Genomic DNA, 19,267 nt, shown 5'->3' with positions numbered 1-19,267 from the left:
ATGTCGTGAGGCATGCTTTTTTGTTGTTGCTATAAAAATGTCTGATGAAACAGCTCGTTGTTGACCTACTTCACACTTTTTAGGGGTGTCGATAGTAAAGCTTGGTTGATTGAATATGATAATAAAAAGAATAATTATTCACATAGGTGAAGGCGTGGAATTATCAAGACGGGAATTATTAGGCGCAGGCGGCGCGGCGTGCGTATTGGCATTAACGGGTTGTCAGTCTGTGAGTCATGCAACTAAAGCATCGGCCAGTGCTGCGCCTTTATTGCTTAATTTCAATGAGAACGCTTTAGGTGTTCCACCAAGCAGCATGCGGGCATTAAGCCAGCAATTGCCACAAGCATTTTTATATCCAGATGCGCCAAAGGCTGAGTTTATGGTGGCGTTAGCTCAATACCATGGCGTTACCGCCGAGCAGCTGATTTACGGCAATGGCTCGTCAGAAGTGCTTAAAATGGCAGTGGATGCCATGGTGACTAATGCCATTGATAATGCGGGCGCTAAGGTCACTGAGATTCAATTAGTGATGCCAGATCCAAGTTATGGCGTAGTGGCTGATTATGCCAGTGCCCGCGGTGTAAAAGTGGTTGCTGTGCCACTTAACTCAGAGTTACAGATTGATTTAGTGGCTATGCAAGCGCAGGTCGACTCTTTTAATGGCTGCTCTATCATCTACTTATGTAACCCCAATAACCCCACCAGTTTATTGATGGCAACTGATCCGCTGCAAGCTTGGTTAGCTCAAGCATCGGTAAAGCTGCAATTTATTGTCGATGAAGCTTATGGCGAATATGCCAATCCCAAGACCTTTGTATCAGCTATAGGCGCGGTAAAGGCAGAAAATCCGTATTTAGTGGTAACACGCACCTTTTCTAAAATTTATGGCTTAGCTGGACTACGGGTTGGTTATGGCGTAGCTCATCCGCAGATGATAGTGGCGATGACACGTCAAGCCAGCATAGATAATGCTAACTTAGCGGGCTGCGTGGCAGCAACGGCGGCGCTTAGCGATAAAACTTGGTTGGCATTAAGCCTTGCTTCGCAAGCGCGCGCATTAGCGTTAGTGACCCAAACCTTAGATGCCCTAGGGCTTAAGCACCTTGATTGCAATGCTAACTTTATGTTTCATCAGGTGAATGGTGACACTGATTTATATCAGCAGCGCATGAAGGCTGCTGGCATTTTAGTAGGGCGTAAGTTTAATCATACTATTGGTTGGAACCGCTTAACCTTAGGGACGCCAGAGCAAATGGAAAAATTTTGTCGCACCTTAATTCAATTTAGGCAGCAAGGCTGGGTGTAATGCTGAGCTTGAACCCGCTTTAAATAAAAAAGCCAGAGTATGATGACTCTGGCTTTTTTGTTGGTTGTTTCGGCTAGCGTTGTTTATGGTTCGCTATGATTGAGCTTAGCGTTATGCACTCGGCGCTGACGCCAACCTAAGATAAAACCAAACAACACTAATAAGCTGCTTAACCCTAGTATGGGTTTCTCACCCACATAACTAAATAAAGTCTGGCCGGTCACTAATGGCACGGCCACCCTAAGTACGCCAGTTTCAAATTGCGGCAACTTATCAACTACATTGCCTTTGGCATCCACCACAGCTGTGACGCCGTTGTTGGTAGCGCGCACTAACGGCCTGCCTAATTCTACCGAGCGCATTCTAGCAATATCAAAATGCTGCAGTGGTCCATTGGAATCACCAAACCAGGCATCGTTAGATACGGTCAGTAGCATGTCGGTGTGCTCATTGAAGTTGGCACGCAGCAGCTCAGGGAAGACGATTTCATAACAAATAGCAGGCTCAATATGATAACCGAGCGCCGATAGGTTAGTTTGCTGGTAATCACCGCGAGCAAACGATGACATTGGTAGATTGAAAAACGGTGCCAGCGGTCTTAACAGCGACTCTAGTGGAACAAATTCTCCAATAGGTAGTAGTTGATGCTTACGGTATTCATTGATGCCGCCACCCACATAATCCGCTTGCGCTTGTTGCTTGTTATTATGATTGCCTAGCACTATTAACGAATTATAAAAGTCATCGTTATGATTGCTGATAATGCCGGTAATGATGGCAGCATCATTTAAGTTAGCGACTTGATTGGCATTATCTAAAAACGATTGCACCATGTATTCAGGCGCTGGAATGGCAGCTTCTGGCCAAATAACAATATCAGCATCGAGTTCTGGTCGAGATAAATCCATGTATTTAAGCAGTGTCGGCCACAGGGCTTCAGGCTGCCATTTCATGCTTTGGGCGATATTACCTTGAACTAATACGACATTCACGGCTTTGTCTTGCGGTGTCAGCTTAGGTTGCAACTGCGTGGCGAGCGGCGTGATAGCGACTATGACTAGTGCGGCGCTAGCTAAGCGATAACGGCGGGCAGTGACAAGCATGAGTGCGGCCGCGATTATAATCACTAGGTAACTTAAGCCTAAGGTGCCAATGTCGGCTGCGACTGGGCGCAGCGGTCCATCAACTTGCGAATAACCTGCCCATAGCCACGGGAATCCTGTCAGCACCCAGCCCCGGGCCCATTCAGTTAATACCCACAGCGCGGGGAATAAGGCTAAATAGCGCCAAGTGAGAGAATGCGGGCTTAAATAGCGGGCAAGGGCGCCAGAGAGCGCGGGATAAATCGCCAGATAGAGAGCTAGCAGCGCCATTAGGCCGATAGAGGCAATTAACGGCATACCGCCAAATTGCGCCATGCTGACATGCACCCAGCTGATGCCGACGCTAAAGGCGCCAAAGCCAAAGGCCCACCAGTAATAGAAAGTTTGCTTGGTCGTTAAGTGGCGTGATTGCCACATACCAACAGTGATAGCGAGTGGATAAATGACCCAAAGACTGTAGGGGGCGAAGGCGAGGGCTGTACTGGCGCCGGCTAAATAGCCGATCGCCAGTCGTAGACCTGCATTATGGCAAATTGCCATCAAAAAAGTTTGCAGAGTTTTATGCACGAATTAATTTTCAACTGTTTGATTATCTTCGGATTCTGGCCAAGATACTCGTAACTGAATAAGACGGCGGGTATCAGCGTTGACGATTTTAAACTCAATGCCATCTATGGTGATTTTTTCGTTACGTTCAGGTAAGTGACCAAAAGCATGTGACACTAAGCCGCCAACGGTATCAAACTCTTCATCACTAAAGTGAGTGTTGAAGTGTTCATTGAAATCATCGATTGGGGTTAGGGCTTTAACCATAAACACTTTAGGACTGATTTTACGAATTTCAGTATCTTCACTGCTGTCATGGTCAAATTCGTCTTCAATTTCACCGACAATTTCTTCCAGAATATCTTCAATGGTCACTAGACCCGATACGCCGCCATATTCATCGACCACTATGGCCATATGGTAACGTTGTGAGCGAAATTCTTTAAGTAACACATCTACGCGTTTGCTTTCTGGAACAACGACTGCAGGTCGAATGACCTTGTCTAAGCTGAAATCGGCTTCTAAATTAAAGCCATAACGAATGAGGTCTTTGGCGAGCAAAATTCCTTCGATATGATCTTTATCTTCATTAACCACAGGGAAGCGAGAATGCGCTGAACCTATGACGGTAGACAATAATTCTTCGACACTGTTATTGATCTGGACGGCGACGATTTGCGCCCGTGGGATCATAATGTCGCGTACTCGTAAGTCAGAAACTTCCAATACGCCTTTAATCATTTCGCGGGTATCTTCTGTGATCAAATCACGCTGCTCGGCATCATGGATCACGTCCACCAGATCATCGCGATTCTGGGGTTCGCCCTGAAAAATCTGACTTACTCTATCAAGCCAACTTTTTTTGTGGGCGCTGGTACTCGGTGGGATATCATCACTCATAGTATTTCTTAAACTCTTAAGCCAACGGCTGAGTTCAGTTTTGCTCCTTGTAAGGGTCTGGGTAACCAAGAGATTGGATCAACTCGATTTCAAGTAATTCCATTTCTTCGGCTTCTTCATCATTAATATGATCATAGCCAAGTAAATGCAAGCATCCATGGATAACCATGTGCGCCCAATGAGCCTGTAAGGCTTTATTTTGGGTTAACGCTTCATTTTCGACTACCTTAGCACAAATAACAAGATCGCCAAGCAGGGGTAATTCAATTCCTGGCGGCGCTTCAAATGGGAAAGATAACACATTGGTCGGTTTATCTTTACCGCGATAATCGTGATTTAAGCTTTGGCTTTCTGCTTCATCGACAATACGAATGGTGAGTTCTGCTTCCGTCATGGTGTTGCCCAATGCGGCACGAACCCATAATTCAAAATCAGATTCAGACGGTAGCTGGTTGTTATCTGTGGCAATTTGTAAATCGATAAATAACTCAAGACTCATGATGAGTGTCCTGTAATTGGTGCTGATTATCGTGGCCCGCTTTCGCGGTTTTTTGCTCATACGCTTCATAAGCATCAACGATACGCGCCACGACGGGATGGCGAACTACGTCATGGGATTGGAAGAAATTAAAACTAATTTCATTGACGCTATTAAGCACTTCAATGGCATGACGCAACCCTGATTTTTGATGCTTAGGTAAATCTATCTGAGTAATGTCGCCAGTGATCACCGCTCGAGAATTAAAGCCTATTCGAGTTAAGAACATCTTCATTTGTTCTATGGTGGTGTTTTGGCTTTCATCAAGAATGATAAAGGCATCGTTTAAGGTGCGACCGCGCATATAGGCTAAAGGCGCGACTTCAATGACGCTGCGCTCTATCAGTTTTTCAACCTTTTCAAAGCCTAACATTTCAAACAAGGCGTCATACAGCGGGCGTAAATACGGGTCGACTTTCTGACTTAAATCCCCAGGTAAAAAACCTAGTTTTTCACCGGCTTCAACCGCTGGGCGCGTTAGAATAATGCGGCGAATCTCTTGGCGCTCTAAGGCGTCAACGGCGGCCGCGACGGCTAAATAGGTTTTGCCTGTGCCCGCAGGACCAATACCAAAGGTAATGTCATGGGTCACTATATTGGCAACATATTGGCCTTGATTCGGATTACGCGGCTTAATGACGCCCCGCTTGGTTTTGATATGTAGATGCTTGTCATCAGATTCACTCGCAGCCTCAATCGATACTGCTTGTTGAATGGCTAAATGCACAGTATCTGGCTCTAAATCTGGGGTGCTGCCTTTAACTGTTTGAGTCTCGACATATAAATCACGCAGCAAGTTATTGGCAGTTAGGCAGTTTCTCGGTAAACCGACAATCTGGAAATGGTTGTTGCGGTAGCTAATTTTTACCCCGATGCGGCGCTCAAGTTGCTTGATGTTGTCATCAAACGGACCACACAAAGAAGCCAAACGACGAGTTTCAGCAGGCTCAAGATAAAGATTGAGCGTAGTCATTTTACCAGACAAATAAACACTCCGAATTCAGTTTTACCCAGAAGGTATATAGAGATATCTGCGGTGATAATAAGGGATGAATATAACCTAACTTACCGCAATTAGGTATGAAAAAAGGCGACCTAAGCCGCCTTATTCTAGAGCTTATCTTATGGCCGCACGCTAGATGGCGCGCGGCGCTAATGCTCTTAGCAACTAAGGCTTATATGTGGTTACACCTAAAGCATCATCTTGTTTACGCTGCGATAAAATATCGGCTGGGCGCAATTCACGACGTAAGTCCATTTCATCTTCACCGCGGATAAATTTACCGCGAAGTGAGTTAGTTAGCACATCAACAATCTCAACATCCACAAAGCTACCGATATGCTTCATATCGGCTTCAAAGTTTACTACGCGACTGTTTTCAGTACGGCCACGCAGTTCCATCGGGTTTTTCACTGATGGACCTTCAACTAAGATGCGCTGCACTGTGCCTAACATATGACGGCTATAACGCAGGGCTTGCTGAGTAATGCGGTCTTGTAAGATAGCTAAACGCTGTTTCTTTTCTTCCAAGCTAACATCATCAGGCAGATCAGCCGCTGGCGTGCCAGGGCGCGCTGAGTAGATAAAGCTAAAGCTATGATCGAAGTTCACTTCTTCAATCAGCTTCATGGTATCAGCGAAGTCTTCTTTAGTTTCACCAGGGAAACCAATAATGAAGTCAGAGCTGATGTTGATATCTGGGCGCGCGACACGTAAACGGCGAATAATTGATTTGTATTCAATCGCCATATGGTTACGTTTCATCAGGGTCAGAATGCGATCTGAACCTGATTGCACTGGCAGGTGCAAGAAGCTTACAAGCTCAGGCGTATCTGTGTACACGTCAATAATATCTTGAGTGAACTCGATAGGATGGCTGGTGGTAAAACGAATTCTATCAATGCCATCAATCGCTGCCACAAAGCGCAGTAATTCAGCGAAGCTACAGATTTCATCATCATGAGTCGCGCCGCGATAGGCGTTCACGTTTTGGCCAAGTAAATTGACTTCACGCACGCCTTGCTCAGCTAACTGGGCAATCTCAAGGATAATATCATCAAGCGGACGGCTCACTTCTTCACCGCGGGTATAAGGCACCACGCAGAATGAACAGTACTTACTGCAGCCTTCCATAATAGATACGAAGGCGCTTGGGCCATCAGCGCGCGGCTCAGGTAAACGGTCAAACTTTTCAATCTCAGGGAAGCTGACATCGATAACCGCTTTATCACCACGACGCACTTGCTCAATCATTTCTGGCAAGCGGTGCAGCGTTTGCGGGCCAAAAATAATATCAACGCAATGGGCGCGATCTTTAATGGCTTTGCCTTCTTGGGAGGCAACACAACCACCCACACCTATGATTAGGTTTGGGTTTTTATCTTTCAGGGTCTTCCAGCGGCCGAGCTGATGAAACACCTTTTCCTGCGCTTTCTCACGAATTGAGCAGGTGTTCAGCAGCAGGATGTCAGCCTCTTCGGCTGTTTCTGTCAGAGTGTATCCCTGAGCTTCACCCAGCAAGTCTGCCATTTTGGATGAGTCATACTCATTCATTTGACAGCCCCAGGTTTTGATATGGAGTTTTTTACTCATCAGTTAATTTCGCTCTTCGAACCACGGAAAAATAGCGCAGCATTTTACCCCCTCGCACCCAAGCTTTCCAGTGGTCGGACTAACTTTAAGCAATATCTCTTAATAGGCTTGCAATTACTAGGGATTAAGGCGCTGCATTTGATGCGCCATCATAGCGGAAATAATCCTGAACGCATGGGTTGCGCCACATTTATTATTGAGTAAAGGGTCAGAATCCACGTCTGGTATCCGCCGATTTAGTCGCGCTGTGATTTAAGGCATAATCCTACTAATGATAATTGCGTAAAATTGTTCATCAAAAAGGTCTGAGTGATGATAAAGCGCCAGCGTTCTGTGCAAGCATACTCGCGCTTTTAAGCCATCTTTGGTTATTCGACTCGGCCAACAGTTCTAACTATTGTAGCTATGCAATGTTCAATCAATAAGGAAGCACAAGGTGACACAACAACGAGCGCAAACTGATGTCTGCATCATAGGTGGTGGAATGGTGGGCGCCGCGACGGCTGTCGGCTTGGCAAAACTTGGCCTATCTGTGGCGCTGGTGGAAAATCGTCGCCAAGAAGATTATGACCCAAGCCAACCCTTAGATGTGCGCGTATCCGCCATTAGCATGGCATCAGTGCGGTTACTGCAATCATTAGGCGCTATGGATGCCATTTTAGCGATGCGCCATGTGGCTTACACTGGGCTAGAAACTTGGGAAATGGAAGGTGCTGCCACGCGCTTTAGTGCCAGCCAAGTTAAGCTTGAACAGTTAGGCTATATCCTTGAGAACCGTGTGGTTCAATTAGGTATTTGGCAACAAATGGCTAATTATCCCAACCTTAATCTGTATTGCCCTGCGGCCGTGGCTAAATATCAGCGCCATGATAATGGGGTTACTGTGCTACTCGATGATGGCACCAGTATTGATTGCCGCTTGTTAGTGGGTTGTGATGGTGCTAATTCGCATGTGCGCCAATGGGCGGGCATAGGTGTCAGTGGTTGGGATTATAGTCAAAGTGCCATGCTGATTAATATCGCGACCACAGAGGACTTGCCTGCTATTACTTGGCAGCAATTTACGCCTGATGGCCCGCGCTCATTACTGCCGTTGCCAGATAAGCATGCTTCGCTAGTTTGGTATGATACACCGCAGCGCATCGCGCAATTAATGCAGATGAATAATGCGGCGCTAAAAAGCGCGATTCAAACCCATTTCCCTGCGCGCCTTGCTACTGATTTTGAGATTGAAGCCAAGGGCAGTTTCCCGTTAACGCGCCGTCACGCCAGTTGTTATTACCAAGACAATGTAGTGATCCTAGGCGATGCTGCCCACACTATTAATCCGCTGGCTGGCCAAGGGGTGAATTTAGGCTTTAAAGATGTGGCGGCGTTAATTGAAGTGATAGCTAAAGCGCAGCAAGCTGGCCATGATGTTGCCAGCACTAAACTACTGAGTGATTATCAGAGCTTACGTTATCGCGACAATTTATTAATGATGACCACAATGGACGCCTTTTATGCTGGCTTTAGTAATCGAATCTTACCGCTTAAATTACTGCGCAATGCGGCGCTGCGCATTGCTGATAAGTCAGGGCCACTGAAAGATTGGGTGCTCAAATATGCGCTGGGCTTAGTCTAAGCTAATTGTAAATTTGTTGAGCAGTGTTAGCAGTGGTAGAATACTGGGCTTTGTGTCTGAGTGGCGGCCAGATGGCATGCCGGATAGAGTAATAGTAGCGGTATGGATCAGATAAAATTGATTGTTGGCTTAGCCAACCCTGGCGCAGAATATGCGCAAACTCGCCATAACGCTGGCGCTTGGTATGTCCAAGAATTAGCTCGCATGGCGAATGTAAGTTTAGTGCCAGACCCTAAATATTTTGGAATGACAGCAAGAGTCATGTTGTTTGGTCGCGAGGTTCGTTTGTTGATCCCATCGACTTACATGAACTTAAGCGGTAAGTCTGTGTCCGCGCTGGCTAATTTTTTTCGAATTGAGCCAGAAGAGATACTAGTGGCCCACGATGAATTAGACATGCCTCCGGGCGTGGCCAAATTTAAGATAGGTGGTGGTCACGGTGGTCATAATGGCCTCAAAGATATAGTGGCTAAGATGGCCAACAATAATAATTTTTATCGCTTACGGATTGGCATTGGTCATCCTGGCGATAAAAACAAAGTGGCAGCTTATGTACTGAATAAAGCATCGAGTGACGATCAAGAAAAAATCTTGGCCGCGATTGATGAAGCCGTACGCTCCACTGAAATTGGATTTAAAGAAGATATGGTTAAGGCGCAACATAGACTGCATTCATTCAAAGCCGTCTAGTACTAGCCACCATGAAATTTGAACTCAAGCTGCTTTAGTTTGGGTTGTTACGTCAATAAAAAGGTATCGATATGGGTTTTAAATGTGGCATCGTTGGTTTGCCAAACGTAGGTAAGTCTACGCTGTTTAACGCACTGACAAAGGCTGGGATTGAAGCAGCAAACTTTCCTTTCTGTACCATTGAGCCTAATACCGGCGTAGTGCCAGTGCCGGATCCACGCTTAGATGCGTTAGCGGCCATTGTTAAACCTGAGCGTATTCTGCCTACCACTATGGAATTTGTGGACATTGCAGGTTTAGTGGCTGGCGCTTCTAAAGGTGAAGGCTTAGGTAATAAATTCTTAGCCAACATTCGTGAAACTGACGCTATTGGTCATGTGGTTCGTTGTTTTGATAACGACAACATTATTCACGTGGCTAACAAGATTGATCCTGCCAGCGATATCGAAGTCATTAACACCGAATTGGCCTTAGCCGACTTAGACAGTGTTGAGCGTGCGATTACTCGCCAGCAAAAACGCGCTAAGAGCGGTGACAAAGATGCTAAGTTCGAAGTTGAAGTGCTTGAGAAACTGCGTCCAGTATTAGATGAAGGCAAAATGCTGCGTTCATTACCGCTGGAAAAAGAAGAGTTGGAAGCCGTTGCTTATTTGAACCTGCTGACCATTAAGCCAACTATGTACATTGCTAACGTATCTGAAGACGGTTTTGAAAATAACCCGCATTTAGACGTAGTTATGGCCATTGCTGCCGCTGAGAATGCGGTTGTAGTACCAGTATGTGCAGCGATTGAATCTGAACTGGCGGAAATGGATGCTGAAGAGCGTGATGAGTTTATGGCTGACTTAGGCTTAGAAGAGCCAGGTCTTGATCGCGTCATCCGCGGTGGCTACTCATTACTGGATCTGCAAACTTACTTTACCGCGGGTGTAAAAGAAGTGCGCGCTTGGACTGTGCCAGTAGGTGCTTCTGCGCCACAAGCGGCTGGTGTTATTCACACTGACTTTGAACGCGGCTTTATTCGTGCTCAAGTAATGGCGTATAACGACTTTTTAGAGTTCAAAGGCGAGTCTGGCTGTAAAGAAGCCGGTAAATTGCGAGTGGAAGGTAAAACTTATATCGTTAAAGATGGCGACGTAATGCATTTCCTGTTCAATGTTTAATCAAGCAAACATTTGCAATTAAGTGAATTTAAGAGGAAAACATAGTTTTCCTCTTTTTTTTGGCCATCTAATGTTCAGTTTGCTGGTGGAATGAGCAAACGATGCATTTGACGATATTATTCGTAAAAAAGCGGTTGACCTCCTTGGGTCGAATAAGCATAATACGCCCCGTTCCCTGATGAAGGGGACGCGGAAAATAAGATGGCTATGTAGCTCAGCTGGTTAGAGCACAGCACTCATAATGCTGGGGTCGCAGGTTCAAGTCCCGCTATAGCCACCATCTTCTCCAGATGTAAAAAAGAGATTGTTGAGCGGGAATGGTGAAATTGGTAGACACGCCAGATTTAGGTTCTGGTGCCGCAAGGTGTGAGAGTTCAAGTCTCTCTTCCCGTACCATTTAAGTTAAGTTAGATGAGCAACAAACAGTTGGGGTATCGCCAAGCGGTAAGGCACCGGGTTTTGATCTCGGCATTCCAAGGTTCGAATCCTTGTACCCCAGCCAATTTTCCTCTTATTTCCAATGATTGGGGTATCGCCAAGCGGTAAGGCACCGGGTTTTGATCTCGGCATTCCAAGGTTCGAATCCTTGTACCCCAGCCAAGGCTATGTAGCTCAGTTGGTTAGAGCACAGCACTCATAATGCTGGGGTCGCAGGTTCAAATCCCGCCATAGCCACCATCTTTTATCAAGTTGATTGCTTAATCGTCTTGAACAATTTATTGGGGTATCGCCAAGCGGTAAGGCACCGGGTTTTGATCTCGGCATTCCAAGGTTCGAATCCTTGTACCCCAGCCAAATTTAAAAAGCCCGTCTTAATAGATGGGCTTTTTGCTATCTAGAATAAATAAATATTAATCCAGAACTCAGCCATCAAGGCCAATAATGCGATAGTGATTACTATTGCTAATCGTGTATTCGGGTATAATTCAATCCTACACTTGAGTTGTTCGTTGCAATCTCATCTATTTACAATAAGGTTTTGTCCATGAAGCGGATCTTATCCATTCAATCTCATGTGGTATTTGGTTGTGCCGGCAATAGCAGCGCTGTGTTTCCTATGCGTCGTAACGGCATGGAAGTGTGGCCGATTAATACTGTCCAGTTTTCTAACCATACACAATATCAACAAGGTTTTAAGGGAATGGTAATGCCAGCAGGGCAAATTACCGAACTTGTGACTGGACTTGCTAATATTGATGCTTTGAGCCAATGTGATGCCTTACTAAGTGGCTATCTTGGTAGCGCCGAGCAAGGTGAAGAGATTTTAGCGGCTGTGGCTAAGATTAAAGCGGCAAATCCGTATGCCCTCTATTTTTGCGATCCTGTCATGGGTCATCCTGAAAAAGGCTGCATAGTAGCGCCAGGGGTGATGGAATTCTTTAAGCAACGAGCGTTAGCTTGCGCTGACATGATAGCCCCCAACTTATTAGAATTAGAAACCTTGGCAGGTCATAGCATTAACGATCTTAATGGCGTTAAAGCTGCGACTAAGCAATTATTGGATACTGGCATTAAGTTAGTCCTAGTGAAACACTTAAGCCGCGCAGGCAGCAGTAATGAGTTCCAAATGCTATTAAGCTGTGAGCAGGGTGATTTTATTATTTCACGCCCTCTGTATGAGTTTGAGCGCCAACCTGTGGGCGTAGGTGATTTACTGAGTGGCTTGATGCTGAGTAACTTATTGCGTGGTTTTGATGCCGTGACCGCCTTTGAGCGCACTAATGCTGCGGTTGATAGTGTGTTAAAGCAGACCTTTGAGACTCAATCCTATGAGTTGCAATTGATTGCCAGCCAAGAACAAATTGCTGAGCCTGATGTGATTTATCGCGCAGTGGCTTGCTAAGGCGGACTAACTATTGCCATGCACTATTGCTATGAACTATCGCGATGAGTTTTAGTGATGAACCGCGATGAGCTATGTGCCATGGTTTAACATGCTCGATGATCAATAAATAAACGCTGCCGCTGCAGCGTTTTTTATTTTGGGCTAACGAAAGACTATTTTGCCAGAAGCTTGGGTGCTAGTCTGATAACAAGGACAAGCACTTGGAGCAGATAATGTTAGTGTATGGCGATTTGGCTTCTGGAAACTGTTACAAGGTAAAACTTATCTTGCAACTGTTAGCAATTGAGCATCAATGGCAAGCTGTGAATGTATTGGCCGGGCAGACGCATACGCCAAATTATTTAGCCATTAACCCTAACGGGAAAATTCCGGCATTAGTGTTAGCTGATAAACGCGTGCTCTGTGAGTCTAATGCCATCTTGTTGTTTTTGGCCGCAGATAGCGCTTGGATCCCAACTGATAGGTTTGCTAAAGCTAAGATGTTCGAGTGGATGTTCTTTGAGCAGTACAGCCATGAGCCTTATATTGCGGTGGCACGATTCATTAAGCATTATCAGGGGTTACCACCAGCGCGCCGTGCTGAGTTCATTAGCTTACACGCAGGTGGCAATAAGGCGCTAGCGATTATGGACGCGCAGCTTGCTAAAACCGCTTATTTAGTGGGGGATGATCCGAGTCTTGCTGACCTCACTCTATTTGCCTATACCCATGTGGCGCATCAAGGTGGTTTTGATTTAAGCCTATACCCACATATTCAGCGCTGGTGTCAGCAGATATCATCTCTTGGCGGTTTTTATCCTATGCCGAGTAATGATTAAAGCGTAGGGGCTAATATTAGAATTTCAGCCATAAAAAACGCACCCTAGGGTGCGTTTTGATTATCTTTGCGAATTAATGACGAAACATCGCAGAGATAGATTCTTCGTTGCTCACGCGGCGAATAGCTTCTGCTAATAAAGCTGACATGGTCAACTGAGTCACATTAGGCAATTTCTGCATTTCTTCAGATAATGGCACAGTGTCAGTGATGATCACTTCATCAATTACTGAATTTGCAATGTTCTCAGCGGCTTTGCCAGAGAAAACCGGGTGAGTTGCATAAGCAAATACACGATTAGCGCCATGCTGCTTTAATGCTTCAGCTGCTTTACACAGAGTGCCGCCTGTGTCGATCATGTCATCTACGATAATACAATCACGGCCTTGGACATCACCAATAATGTGCATAACTTGGGCAACGTTCGCTTGAGGGCGACGCTTGTCGATAATGGCCAAGTCAGAATCATCGAGCAATTTAGCAATAGCTCGCGCACGAACTACACCACCGATGTCAGGAGATACTACGACTGGGTTATCCAATTTACGGCTCAGCATGTCTTCCAGTAATACTGGGCTGCCAAACACGTTATCAACAGGAACATCGAAGAAGCCTTGAATTTGCTCAGCGTGCAAATCACAAGTTAATACTCTATCAACACCCACGCTCGATAAGAAGTCAGCAACAACTTTAGCGGTAATAGGAACACGTGCACTGCGTACACGACGGTCTTGACGTGCGTAACCAAAGTAAGGGATCACGGCTGTGATACGACCGGCCGAAGCTCGGCGCAGAGCATCGACCATGACGATCAGCTCCATCAGGTTGTCATTGGTTGGAGCGCAAGTTGATTGGATGATGAAAACATCCGCTCCACGTACGTTCTCGTTGATTTGAACACTGATTTCACCATCGCTGAAACGGCCCACCACGGCGTCTCCAAGTTTGCAAAATAAACGATCGGCAATCTTTTTCGCGAGACTGGGGGTGGCATTCCCAGCAAAGAGCTTGATGTCGGGCACTGTAAGAACCTCAGGCGTTTGCTTAATATGTCGTGACTAAAGTGAACATCACTTTAGGTACATGGATTAGAGCGAATCTAGCATTTGCTCTAACGGCGAAATATTTTTTCCTTGAGCAACAAAACCGCGCCAGTGACTTGGCAGGTTAGCCAACGCCGCTTTAGCCGCTTGTCGCTGCTCGAATGACCCAAACACGCATGCGCCCGTTCCGGTCATTCTTGACGGCGCATATTCTAACAGCCAGCCTAAGGCATTGGCAACTTGAGGCTGCTGCCTTGAGACTAGCATCTCACAGTCATTACGCCATGGTGATGACATCAAGCTTGCTAATGTCATTTTTGGGGTGTTACGCACAAGTTGTGGATCTTGAAACACTGCGGCTGTCGACACATGGACATCGGGCGCGATAACTAGGTACCAAGCTTCAGTGGGGGACACTGCTTGTAAATGCTCACCTACGCCTTCGGCAAATGCGGCATAACCATTAATAAAAACAGGAACATCCGCGCCAAGACTTAAGCCAATGGCAGCGAGTTGCGCCTTAGATAACCCCGTCTGCCATAAGGCATTGAGCGCCACTAAAGTGGTAGCTGCATCCGATGAACCGCCGCCTAAGCCGCCGCCCATAGGGATGTTTTTTTCTAATTCAATATGGGCGCCGCCGCGATAACCTGTAGCTAATTTCAATGATTTTGCTGCTTTGAGAATTAAGTTATCGCTATCTGCGACAACCTGATTTAATTCTGAGGCTAAGGTGACTTCATCATTGTCATGGGGCGTGATGGTTAGATAATCACAAAAGTCGATAAATTGGAACAAGGTTTGCAGTTCATGGTAACCATCGGCACGTTGATGATTAATATGCAAAAAAAGATTAAGTTTAGCCGGTGCTGGCCAGCGCATTGAGGGCGCGCTTAGTGTCATTATGTATTCCTTGGGCTAACTTGCGGCTGCTAATTTCGATTGATTACATCCCATCAGCCGTTAATTCTTAATACCGTTTGTTGGTCGTCAAAGTAGCGCTGCTAGGGGCTAGAGGTTGCCAGCGATTGATTTGAATTTTAACTTGTATCGAGTCACTTTGCAGCAGGATTAAGCGTGGGACTTCGCTGCCACCTTGTTGCTGCCACTGCTGATAATTTATGGTCCAGGCCTGTGCGCCTGTGGTTTTAGCTTGCGCTATGCGCCCTTGTTCATCACGGCTAATCACTTGTATATCATCTGTGACTTGCCCGGTGATCCACAGCGGCATTTGGCCAATAGGCAGTGCCCAGCCGGTTAAGGCTTGCAATAACTCTTCCCCATTAGTGCCTTCATAGGTTTCACCGTTAGTGGTTAAACTTGCAACTTTGGGAGTGATAGTTAACGCCAATAAACTTGTGCCTATGGGGCTAATAAGCTGAATATCGGTTAATTGCGGTTGCTCAAGCCAATAGAGGGTACTGCTAACCTTATCATCAGGGGTACGTACTAAAATGTTGCCATTGAGTTGCCAAGCATAAGCCTCGGCGGCGCTCGATACCGACACAGGCTGCAAACTTGGCGGTGGCGACAGGCTACAGCCACTTAAGCTAATCAGTAAAAACAGCAACAACAGCTGCATTTTTGTGAGCAATTTCAAAATCTTTGTCCGCCATTAGCCAAGATATGTTCTTATGATACTGACGCCAGTCACAGAATACCAATACCGATAAGGGATTTTTGTTAAAACCGCCTTGATACAAAGGTTAATGATTGTCGATGACTTCTGGGTGCTAATTGGATTTTTGATTAAGAAGTTAGACCTTTATTCGGTTTTGTTACGCATATTCTGTTTTTAATTGCCTCGATTCAGTAGAATAGCCTAATGATAATGACGCCTAAGAGCCTGAAAATAGTCAGATGAGCCTAGTAGCAATAGGGATTAACCATAAAACGGCCACGGTAGATTTACGTGAGAAGGTGGCATTTGGTCCAGAGATCATTCATGACGCCATGAAGAGTCTCGCAAGTCGCAGTCAATCCGGTGAAGCCGTAATTATCTCCACCTGTAATCGAACTGAATTGTATTGCAATGCGGCCGAGTCCGCTGATGTCATCCATTGGTTAGAGCAATACCATGGCCTAAGCCATGACGACTTGATGCCATGCGTTTATCAGTTAAAGGGTCAGCAAGTTGCGCGCCATTTAATGCGAGTCTCCTCTGGGCTGGATTCGCTGATTTTGGGCGAGCCGCAAATTTTAGGTCAAGTTAAACAATCATTTGCTAAGGCTAAAGAAGCCGGCACTGTGGCTTTGACCTTAGATAGATTATTTCAAACCACCTTTTCAGTGGCAAAAAAGGTCAGAACAGAAACTGATATTGGTGCCAATGCTGTGTCGGTAGCTTTTGCGGCCGTGAGTATGGCAAAGCATATCTTCTCATCATTAGCGCACACTAAAGTGCTGCTGATTGGTGCGGGTGAAACCATAGAGCTAGTGGCGCGTCACTTAAAAGATAATGGTGTTAGTTCAATGGTGGTGGCAAATCGCACGATTGAGCGCGCTCAAGCCATGTGTGAAGAGTTTAATGCCACGGCAATTACCTTGACACAGATCCCAGACTATCTACCTAAAGCCGATATCGTGATATCCTCTACCGCAAGTCCTCTACCTATCTTAGGTAAAGGCATGGTAGAAAAAGCGCTGAAGCAGCGACGTCATCAGCCAATGCTGCTGGTGGACATTGCCGTTCCCCGTGATATAGAGGCAGAAGTGGCCGATCTTGACGATGCCTTCCTCTATACGGTTGACGACCTGCAAAGCATCATCGAACAGAATATGGCCTCACGTAAAGAGGCCGCAGAGCAAGCGGAAGTGATAGCCGAAGAACAGGCGCATCTGTTTATGGATTGGATCCGTTCACTGAGTTCAGTGGACAGTATTCGCCAATATCGGCAGCAGAGTTTAGCGGTTAAAGATGAATTATTAGAGCGTGCCATCAATAAACTGGCACAGGGGGCTAACAGCGAACAAGTGCTGTTGGAACTGGCCAATAAGCTCACTAACCGTTTAATCCATGCACCGACTCAGGCCTTAACCTCGGCCAGTCGTGCAGGGGATGTTAATACTCTGGCGCAACTTCGTTCCGCGCTTGGGCTGGATAAAGAGTAAGGTTTAAATTATTCAATGAAAGATTCCGTCATTCGCAAGCTTGAAGGCTTGCTCGAGCGCCACGAAGAAGTGCTGGCGCTGCTTAGTGATGCAAGCGTTATTAGCGATCAAGACAGATTTCGTGGTTTATCCCGCGAATATGCCCAATTAGAAGATGTCGTGACCGGCTTTAAGGCGTATCAGCAAGCTCAGGCCGACTTAGACACAGCTAAAGAAATGTTGGCTGAAGACGATCCTGAAATTAAAGAAATGGCCGAAGACGAGATTAAAGAAGCGAAAGCGACCTTAATCAGCTTGGAAGATGAATTACAAATTCTGTTGCTGCCAAAAGATCCTAATGATGATCGCAGCGCCTTCGTGGAAATTCGTGCTGGCGCCGGTGGTGATGAAGCGGCGATTTTCGCCGGTGACTTATTCCGTATGTATAGCCGTTACGCAGAAGCCAATCGCTGGCAAGTAGAAATCATGAACCTCAATGAAGGGGAACATGGTGGCTTTAAAGAAGTGATTGCTAAATTTAGTGGCGAGTCAGTTTACGGCAAACTTAAGTTTGAATCGGGCGGCCATCGTGTGCAGCGCGTACCTGAAACTGAATCTCAAGGTCGCGTTCATACCTCAGCCTGTACTGTGGTAGTTATGCCTGAAGTTCCAGAAGCAGAAGCGATTCAAATTAACTCTGCTGATTTAAAAGTTGATACTTTCCGTGCATCAGGCGCGGGTGGTCAGCACGTTAACAAAACCGATTCGGCGATTCGTATTACGCATATCCCAACCGGTACTATTGTTGAGTGTCAAGATCAGCGCTCGCAGCATAAAAACCGTGCTCAGGCCATGAGTGTACTGGCTGCACGTCTGCAAGCGGCAGAAGATGAGAAGCGCCGTAGTGCTGAAGAATCAACTCGTCGTTCACTGGTAGCCAGTGGCGATCGCTCTGAGCGGATTCGTACTTATAACTTCCCACAAGGGCGAGTGAGTGATCATCGTATCAACTTAACCTTGTATCGCTTAACTGAAGTGATGGAAGGGGCGTTAGACACCTTGATTGAACCTTTGATGCAAGAGCATCAAGCTGACTTGTTAGCTGCGTTGGCGGATGACCAGAACTAGAATGCAAGTGATTGAAACCATTCAACAAGCCCTTCGGAGGGCTTGTTTGCTTTTAAGCGATAGTAGCGACAGTGCGGCGTTAGATAGCGAAATTTTACTGCAATTTGTGCTGGCTAAAAACCGTACCTATTTGTTTACTTGGGGCGATAAAAGCCTAACGAGTAGCGAAGCGCTTAAGTTCCAGTTGCTGCTTGAATTGCGCCTGCAAGGCCATCCCATTGCCCATTTAATTGGTGAGCGTGAATTTTTCTCGCTGCCATTTAAAGTCAATGCGACAACTTTGATCCCGCGCCCGGATACTGAAGTGTTAGTGGAAACCGCTCTGGCGTTAGCTTTGCCAGCCAATGCTAAGGTGCTTGATTTAGGCACTGGCACAGGTGCTATTGCCTTAAGCTTGGCCCATGAGCAGCCGCAGTGGCAGGTGAGTGCGGTCGATAAAGTGGAAGCCGCAGTGGCGTTAGCGCGCGAAAACCAGCAAATGCTTGGCTTAAACCAAGTGGTCATTTGTCAGAGTGATTGGTTTAGTGGCATTAGCGGCCAGCACTTTGATCTAATCGTTTCCAACCCGCCTTATATAGATGAAGAAGATCATCATCTTAATCAAGGCGATGTGCGTTTTGAGCCATTAAGCGCCCTAACCGCGCCGGATAACGGTTATCGTGACTTGTTTCATATCGCTGACTTAAGTCGGCAATATCTGCTTAATGACGGTTACCTGTTGATGGAACACGGCTTTGAGCAAGGCGCAATCTTGCGCCAGCAGCTTGAAGATTTAGGCTATCAAGCGGTGCGCACTATTAAGGACTACGGCGACAATGAGCGCTGCACCTTGGCTCAGTGGGTTAATTGCGATTGATCTTGTAGCACTGGCGTTGGG

General features: G+C 46.2%; 17 protein-coding genes and 6 tRNA genes. 15 read left to right on the top strand and 8 right to left on the bottom strand.

Features of this window, described 5'->3' with window-relative positions:
• Positions 1-115: 115 nt before the first annotated feature.
• Entirely contained in the window at positions 116-1,309 is a 1,194-nt protein-coding gene (locus tag AC1HDP_RS08775; RefSeq protein ID WP_479638455.1) for a pyridoxal phosphate-dependent aminotransferase, read from the top strand.
• An 83-nt stretch (positions 1,310-1,392) separates the two neighbouring features.
• Here the strand turns inward: AC1HDP_RS08775 and lnt are convergent, their stop codons facing one another.
• The 5 genes from lnt to miaB form a co-directional block, all read right to left on the bottom strand.
• On the bottom strand, positions 1,393-2,979 hold the full coding sequence (gene lnt / locus AC1HDP_RS08770) for an apolipoprotein N-acyltransferase (RefSeq protein ID WP_479638454.1): 1,587 nt from the start codon (positions 2,977-2,979) through the stop codon (positions 1,393-1,395).
• A gap of 3 nt (positions 2,980-2,982) precedes the next feature.
• The gene (gene corC / locus AC1HDP_RS08765) at positions 2,983-3,858 is read right to left on the bottom strand and encodes a CNNM family magnesium/cobalt transport protein CorC (RefSeq protein WP_140933424.1); all 876 of its coding nucleotides are present in this window, start codon (positions 3,856-3,858) and stop codon (positions 2,983-2,985) included.
• A gap of 34 nt (positions 3,859-3,892) precedes the next feature.
• The gene (gene ybeY / locus AC1HDP_RS08760) at positions 3,893-4,357 is read right to left on the bottom strand and encodes an rRNA maturation RNase YbeY (protein WP_479638453.1); all 465 of its coding nucleotides are present in this window, start codon (positions 4,355-4,357) and stop codon (positions 3,893-3,895) included.
• Positions 4,347-5,381 (bottom strand): PhoH family protein, encoded by a 1,035-nt coding sequence (locus AC1HDP_RS08755; RefSeq protein WP_479638452.1) that lies wholly within the window; start codon positions 5,379-5,381, stop codon positions 4,347-4,349. The genes ybeY and AC1HDP_RS08755 overlap by 11 nt, the downstream gene beginning before the upstream one ends.
• A gap of 183 nt (positions 5,382-5,564) precedes the next feature.
• Positions 5,565-6,989 (bottom strand): tRNA (N6-isopentenyl adenosine(37)-C2)-methylthiotransferase MiaB, encoded by a 1,425-nt coding sequence (gene miaB, locus AC1HDP_RS08750; protein WP_479638451.1) that lies wholly within the window; start codon positions 6,987-6,989, stop codon positions 5,565-5,567.
• A 436-nt stretch (positions 6,990-7,425) separates the two neighbouring features.
• On the opposite strand from miaB, the gene AC1HDP_RS08745 reads away from it, so the two are divergent.
• The 11 genes from AC1HDP_RS08745 (at position 7,426) to AC1HDP_RS08695 (ending at position 13,130) form a co-directional block, all read left to right on the top strand.
• Positions 7,426-8,613: an FAD-dependent oxidoreductase gene (locus tag AC1HDP_RS08745; protein WP_479638450.1), complete on the top strand. Its 1,188-nt coding sequence runs from the start codon at positions 7,426-7,428 to the stop codon at positions 8,611-8,613.
• A gap of 102 nt (positions 8,614-8,715) precedes the next feature.
• Positions 8,716-9,303, top strand: coding sequence for an aminoacyl-tRNA hydrolase (pth, locus tag AC1HDP_RS08740; protein ID WP_479638449.1), 588 nt, complete (start codon positions 8,716-8,718; stop codon positions 9,301-9,303).
• A 71-nt stretch (positions 9,304-9,374) separates the two neighbouring features.
• The gene (ychF, locus tag AC1HDP_RS08735) at positions 9,375-10,466 is read left to right on the top strand and encodes a redox-regulated ATPase YchF (RefSeq protein ID WP_140933418.1); all 1,092 of its coding nucleotides are present in this window, start codon (positions 9,375-9,377) and stop codon (positions 10,464-10,466) included.
• Positions 10,467-10,669: 203 nt separating this feature from the next.
• Positions 10,670-10,746: transfer RNA gene (locus AC1HDP_RS08730), tRNA-Met, on the top strand.
• Positions 10,747-10,777: 31 nt separating this feature from the next.
• Positions 10,778-10,862: transfer RNA gene (locus tag AC1HDP_RS08725), tRNA-Leu, on the top strand.
• A gap of 31 nt (positions 10,863-10,893) precedes the next feature.
• Positions 10,894-10,968, top strand: a tRNA-Gln gene (locus AC1HDP_RS08720).
• Between the two features lie 23 nt (positions 10,969-10,991).
• Positions 10,992-11,066, top strand: a tRNA-Gln gene (locus AC1HDP_RS08715).
• 1 nt (position 11,067) lies between these two features.
• Positions 11,068-11,144 (top strand) — tRNA-Met (locus tag AC1HDP_RS08710).
• A 42-nt stretch (positions 11,145-11,186) separates the two neighbouring features.
• Positions 11,187-11,261: transfer RNA gene (locus AC1HDP_RS08705), tRNA-Gln, on the top strand.
• A 190-nt stretch (positions 11,262-11,451) separates the two neighbouring features.
• A complete protein-coding gene (pdxY, locus tag AC1HDP_RS08700; RefSeq protein WP_479638448.1) occupies positions 11,452-12,309 on the top strand; it encodes a pyridoxal kinase PdxY in 858 nt (285 codons plus the stop codon).
• A 215-nt stretch (positions 12,310-12,524) separates the two neighbouring features.
• Positions 12,525-13,130 (top strand): glutathione S-transferase family protein, encoded by a 606-nt coding sequence (locus AC1HDP_RS08695; protein WP_479639862.1) that lies wholly within the window; start codon positions 12,525-12,527, stop codon positions 13,128-13,130.
• Positions 13,131-13,203: 73 nt separating this feature from the next.
• Here the strand turns inward: AC1HDP_RS08695 and AC1HDP_RS08690 are convergent, their stop codons facing one another.
• From AC1HDP_RS08690 to lolB, 3 genes are all read right to left on the bottom strand, one after another.
• Positions 13,204-14,151 (bottom strand): ribose-phosphate pyrophosphokinase, encoded by a 948-nt coding sequence (locus AC1HDP_RS08690; RefSeq protein ID WP_140933415.1) that lies wholly within the window; start codon positions 14,149-14,151, stop codon positions 13,204-13,206.
• A 66-nt stretch (positions 14,152-14,217) separates the two neighbouring features.
• Entirely contained in the window at positions 14,218-15,075 is an 858-nt protein-coding gene (ispE, locus tag AC1HDP_RS08685; protein WP_479638447.1) for a 4-(cytidine 5'-diphospho)-2-C-methyl-D-erythritol kinase, read from the bottom strand.
• Between the two features lie 67 nt (positions 15,076-15,142).
• Entirely contained in the window at positions 15,143-15,772 is a 630-nt protein-coding gene (gene lolB, locus AC1HDP_RS08680) for a lipoprotein insertase outer membrane protein LolB (protein WP_479638446.1), read from the bottom strand.
• A 260-nt stretch (positions 15,773-16,032) separates the two neighbouring features.
• Between lolB and hemA the strand changes: the two genes are divergently transcribed.
• The 3 genes from hemA to prmC are packed head-to-tail and all read left to right on the top strand — an operon-like array spanning position 16,033 to position 19,246.
• The gene (gene hemA, locus AC1HDP_RS08675; protein WP_479638445.1) at positions 16,033-17,283 is read left to right on the top strand and encodes a glutamyl-tRNA reductase; all 1,251 of its coding nucleotides are present in this window, start codon (positions 16,033-16,035) and stop codon (positions 17,281-17,283) included.
• A gap of 15 nt (positions 17,284-17,298) precedes the next feature.
• The gene (gene prfA, locus AC1HDP_RS08670) at positions 17,299-18,390 is read left to right on the top strand and encodes a peptide chain release factor 1 (protein ID WP_479638444.1); all 1,092 of its coding nucleotides are present in this window, start codon (positions 17,299-17,301) and stop codon (positions 18,388-18,390) included.
• A complete protein-coding gene (gene prmC, locus AC1HDP_RS08665; protein WP_479638443.1) occupies positions 18,377-19,246 on the top strand; it encodes a peptide chain release factor N(5)-glutamine methyltransferase in 870 nt (289 codons plus the stop codon). The genes prfA and prmC overlap by 14 nt, the downstream gene beginning before the upstream one ends.
• The last annotated feature ends 21 nt before the right edge of the window (positions 19,247-19,267 follow it).

The sequence above is a fragment of the Shewanella sp. ISS20 genome, from assembly GCF_056522965.1.
This window is presented reverse-complemented; position numbering and strand designations above follow the sequence as displayed.

Excerpts from the sequence above, each read along its gene's own strand:
- pdxY (WP_479638448.1), top strand. The coding sequence starts at position 11,452 with ATGAAGCGGATCTTATCCATTCAATCTCATGTGGTATTTGGTTGTGCC.
- AC1HDP_RS08695 (WP_479639862.1), top strand. The coding sequence starts at position 12,525 with ATGTTAGTGTATGGCGATTTGGCTTCTGGAAACTGTTACAAGGTAAAA.
- hemA (WP_479638445.1), top strand. The coding sequence starts at position 16,033 with ATGAGCCTAGTAGCAATAGGGATTAACCATAAAACGGCCACGGTAGAT.
- corC (WP_140933424.1), bottom strand. The coding sequence starts at position 3,858 with ATGAGTGATGATATCCCACCGAGTACCAGCGCCCACAAAAAAAGTTGG.
- prmC (WP_479638443.1), top strand. The coding sequence starts at position 18,377 with ATGACCAGAACTAGAATGCAAGTGATTGAAACCATTCAACAAGCCCTT.
- ybeY (WP_479638453.1), bottom strand. The coding sequence starts at position 4,357 with ATGAGTCTTGAGTTATTTATCGATTTACAAATTGCCACAGATAACAAC.
- AC1HDP_RS08775 (WP_479638455.1), top strand. The coding sequence starts at position 116 with ATGATAATAAAAAGAATAATTATTCACATAGGTGAAGGCGTGGAATTA.
- prfA (WP_479638444.1), top strand. The coding sequence starts at position 17,299 with ATGAAAGATTCCGTCATTCGCAAGCTTGAAGGCTTGCTCGAGCGCCAC.
- pth (WP_479638449.1), top strand. The coding sequence starts at position 8,716 with ATGGATCAGATAAAATTGATTGTTGGCTTAGCCAACCCTGGCGCAGAA.
- ychF (WP_140933418.1), top strand. The coding sequence starts at position 9,375 with ATGGGTTTTAAATGTGGCATCGTTGGTTTGCCAAACGTAGGTAAGTCT.
- ispE (WP_479638447.1), bottom strand. The coding sequence starts at position 15,075 with ATGACACTAAGCGCGCCCTCAATGCGCTGGCCAGCACCGGCTAAACTT.
- miaB (WP_479638451.1), bottom strand. The coding sequence starts at position 6,989 with ATGAGTAAAAAACTCCATATCAAAACCTGGGGCTGTCAAATGAATGAG.